This window comes from Candidatus Zixiibacteriota bacterium (assembly GCA_020853795.1).
Classification (GTDB): domain Bacteria; phylum Zixibacteria; class MSB-5A5; order CAIYYT01; family CAIYYT01; genus JADJGC01.
Window position 1 is genome coordinate 1 of record JADYYF010000123.1, and the last position, 2,895, is coordinate 2,895.

Sequence of the window (2,895 nt, forward strand, 5' to 3'; positions counted from 1 at the left end):
AACTTCGAGACCAAGGAGTCGCACTTCGCCGACTGCCCGGCCGCGGCCAGTTTCAGAAAGAGAATATCGCGATGAAGGCGCTCTCGGTCCGCCAACCGTGGGCGAATATGATCGCCTCGGGAGAGAAGACGATTGAGACGCGAACCTGGGCGACGGACTACCGCGGCGACCTGCTAATCTGTTCGAGCAAGTCGCCAAAGATCGAGCCGGCCGGATTCGCGCTCTGCGTCGTGCGGCTGGTGGATTGCGTGCCGATGCAGCCGGAGCACGAGGCCGCCGCCAGGTGCGCTTGCTATCCCGGAGCATACGCCTGGCTGCTGGAGGACGTCAGGCTGATCAGTCGTTTTCCGGTCAAGGGCAGGTTGGGACTCTTCGAAGTGGAGCCGCCAGAATTCAGGCGCGATTTCAGGTTCGAAAGCGAGTAATGAGAGATGCTAAGACGGAGTGAATGGAAACTTGATCTCTACCTCCCAGCAGCTGCATCGCTTCTGGACAAAGCGCGGGCGGGACTGTGCAGCACTTGGACGCTATTCCAGGTGCAGACGGTCCTCCGCCAGCGGCTGCACTTGCACAACGTCATCGTTAAGCGTCCGAAGATTCGCGGCCGGCGGAAGTACGTCGGCGTCTATCGCGGCCCGGAAGGGAGGGAAATACTCTTCAAGATCAGCAAATAGTCGGAAACATCGCCGCAGCGTGACAGGAAGGCAAGACAATGAAAGCAGCAATTTCGGAGAGCCTCAAGGTTCTCGACATCGAAGTAGCACAAATCACACCAACCCAGAAGGGCGAACGCACGAGAGACGTGGCGTCGCTCGCCCAGTCGATCAAAGCCGTCGGTCTGATGGTGCCGGTCATCGTGCGCCCGCTGCCGGACGGCAGCGATAAGAAATCCGAGAAGCCACTCAGGTATCAGCTCGTGGACGGCCACCGGCGCCTGGCCGCGGTCAAGGTGAACAAGGCGCAGACGATTCGCGCGATCGAGGTTGACCCGCTGACGACCGACGACCAGGTCGGGATGCTGCAATTAACCGCGAACCTGCATCGGCTGCAGCTGACGCCATTCGAGGAGGCGGAGGCAATCGCAAAGCTGCGGAAGGCGGGGCGAACGACTGAAGAAATCGCCGCCGACCTGGGACTGCGGCCGCAGCTGATCGCGAGGCGGGAGAAGCTGAACGATCTAATCCCCGGTTGGATGAAGCGAGCCACTCAGGCGGAACATCCGCTGTCGATCGCCGCGGCTGAACTTCTCGCCGTCTTTGATGCGTCGGTTCAGGGGGAGTTGCTCAAGCGATACCAATGGGGGAGTCCTGACGTGAGATCCCTGAAAGAGCACCTTGCGGAGATGACGAACCGTCTCAAGGCCGCGCCCTGGGACTTGAGCGACTCGATGCTCGTACCGGAGGCGGGTGCTTGTAGCGCTTGCCCGAAGCGGTCCGCCTGTCAGCCGTTGCTATTCCATGATGAGACTGACATCAAAAAGATTAACGCCGCCGACCGCTGCCTCGACGAAAAGTGCTGGAACAAAAAGCGGAACGCCAACTTCAAGAAGGCGCTCGATGCGGCGACCGAAAAATACCCCGGCCTGATCTACGTCGAAGACAAGAAAGATCATGGCGAGATCGTCCCGGCGCTGAAGGACAAGTCCGTCCTTAGCCACTGGAAGTTCCAGATTGTCAGGACGGCGGACAAACACTCGACGCCCGCACTGATCGCAAACGGTCCGCGAGCGGGGACGGTGGTGCACGTCAAGATCGAAAAGGCGTACCAGGGCGATCGCAAGGTCAAGGCAGCGGCTGCCGCCAAGAAGCCCAAAGGTCTGAGCGCGGAACAGGATCGCAAAGCGCGGCGGGCGAAGTTTATCATCAACAAGATCAAAGATCACTACCTCGGCATGCATACGCTGGCCGGCCGCAAGGGGCCCGATGTGCCCCAGGGAGTAAAGAAGCTCCACGCCGAGGATCGTCTGAAGATATTGGCTGCGGTTGCCATAAACTGCTGCAATGGCAAGACCGTCGCTGATTGGAAGAAGCTGACGGAGTTCACCAAGCTCCCGCTTCTGGATGCTACCGAAAAGCTCTGGGCTCTCGTCCGGAGCGAGATCCACATTCCCGTCTATTCATTCGCCGATGCGTTCAAGTTCATCGAAGCGATAAAGCCATTTGCAGAGACCGTGCTCGACACCAACTATGCAGACATCGAGGCCGAAGCGCTGAAGGCGATTCCCGATCCGAAGCCGAAGGCGGGGGCGACGGGGAAGAAGGCGGGGAAGAAATGACAGCAGGAAAGAACATTTCACCTGAAGAGTTGGCGGAAACGCTCAAGAAGCTGACCCCGATTGAGTATCGTTTTTGGGGTGCCGAGTTCCTTGACGGTTTGTCCTACGCTATAATCAACTTCGCGGAAGCATCCGTCGGGCTGCTGACTCTCGGACTCTATTACCCACAGTGGACGTTCAACACCGGGCCGATTCTGCAGAAGATATTTCTGAGGAACCGTAAATGAAGCTTAACATCGGCAAGACTCCGGACGGCAAGGGATTCACGCTGCCGCTTGATCTGGTAACCCAGACTCAGGCGATTATCGCGACGAAGGGCAAGGGCAAGACCTACTTGGCGATGGTGCAGGCGGAGGAGATGCTCGCCGCCGGCCAGCAGGTCGTCTGTCTCGACCCTACCGGCGTGTGGTGGGGATTGCAGGCGGACGGCAAGGGGAAGGGATTCCCGATCATCGTCATGGGCGGCGATCACGGCAACGTGCCGCTGGAACTCAATTCGGGCGAGATCATCGCCGACTTCCTGGTCGAATCGAATCAATCCGCGGTGCTCGACCTGTCGGCCTTCGAGAGCAATGCCGCGCAATCGCGGTTCGTGACCGCCTTCGCCGAACGCTTCTATC

Annotated in this window: 5 protein-coding genes; all 5 read left to right on the forward strand. The window is 59.2% G+C overall.

Translation table 11 applies throughout. From position 1 onward, the window contains the following. Positions 1 to 71 precede the first annotated feature (71 nt). The gene (locus IT585_09755) at positions 72 to 425 is read left to right on the forward strand and encodes an ASCH domain-containing protein (GenBank protein MCC6963523.1); all 354 of its coding nucleotides are present in this window, start codon (positions 72 to 74) and stop codon (positions 423 to 425) included. A 6-nt stretch (positions 426 to 431) separates the two neighbouring features. After that, the gene (locus IT585_09760; protein MCC6963524.1) at positions 432 to 674 is read left to right on the forward strand and encodes a hypothetical protein; all 243 of its coding nucleotides are present in this window, start codon (positions 432 to 434) and stop codon (positions 672 to 674) included. Positions 675 to 712: 38 nt separating this feature from the next. Beyond that, on the forward strand, positions 713 to 2,275 hold the full coding sequence (locus tag IT585_09765) for a ParB/RepB/Spo0J family partition protein (GenBank protein ID MCC6963525.1): 1,563 nt from the start codon (positions 713 to 715) through the stop codon (positions 2,273 to 2,275). Further along, on the forward strand, positions 2,272 to 2,502 hold the full coding sequence (locus IT585_09770) for a hypothetical protein (protein ID MCC6963526.1): 231 nt from the start codon (positions 2,272 to 2,274) through the stop codon (positions 2,500 to 2,502). Before IT585_09765 ends, IT585_09770 begins: the two co-directional genes overlap by 4 nt. Beyond that, positions 2,499 to 2,895: DUF87 domain-containing protein (locus IT585_09775; protein MCC6963527.1), on the forward strand; the 397-nt coding region annotated here is incomplete at its 3' end. The genes IT585_09770 and IT585_09775, both read left to right, overlap by 4 nt.

Excerpts from the sequence above, each read along its gene's own strand:
- IT585_09755 (MCC6963523.1), top strand. The coding sequence starts at position 72 with ATGAAGGCGCTCTCGGTCCGCCAACCGTGGGCGAATATGATCGCCTCG.
- IT585_09760 (MCC6963524.1), top strand. The coding sequence starts at position 432 with ATGCTAAGACGGAGTGAATGGAAACTTGATCTCTACCTCCCAGCAGCT.
- IT585_09765 (MCC6963525.1), top strand. The coding sequence starts at position 713 with ATGAAAGCAGCAATTTCGGAGAGCCTCAAGGTTCTCGACATCGAAGTA.
- IT585_09770 (MCC6963526.1), top strand. The coding sequence starts at position 2,272 with ATGACAGCAGGAAAGAACATTTCACCTGAAGAGTTGGCGGAAACGCTC.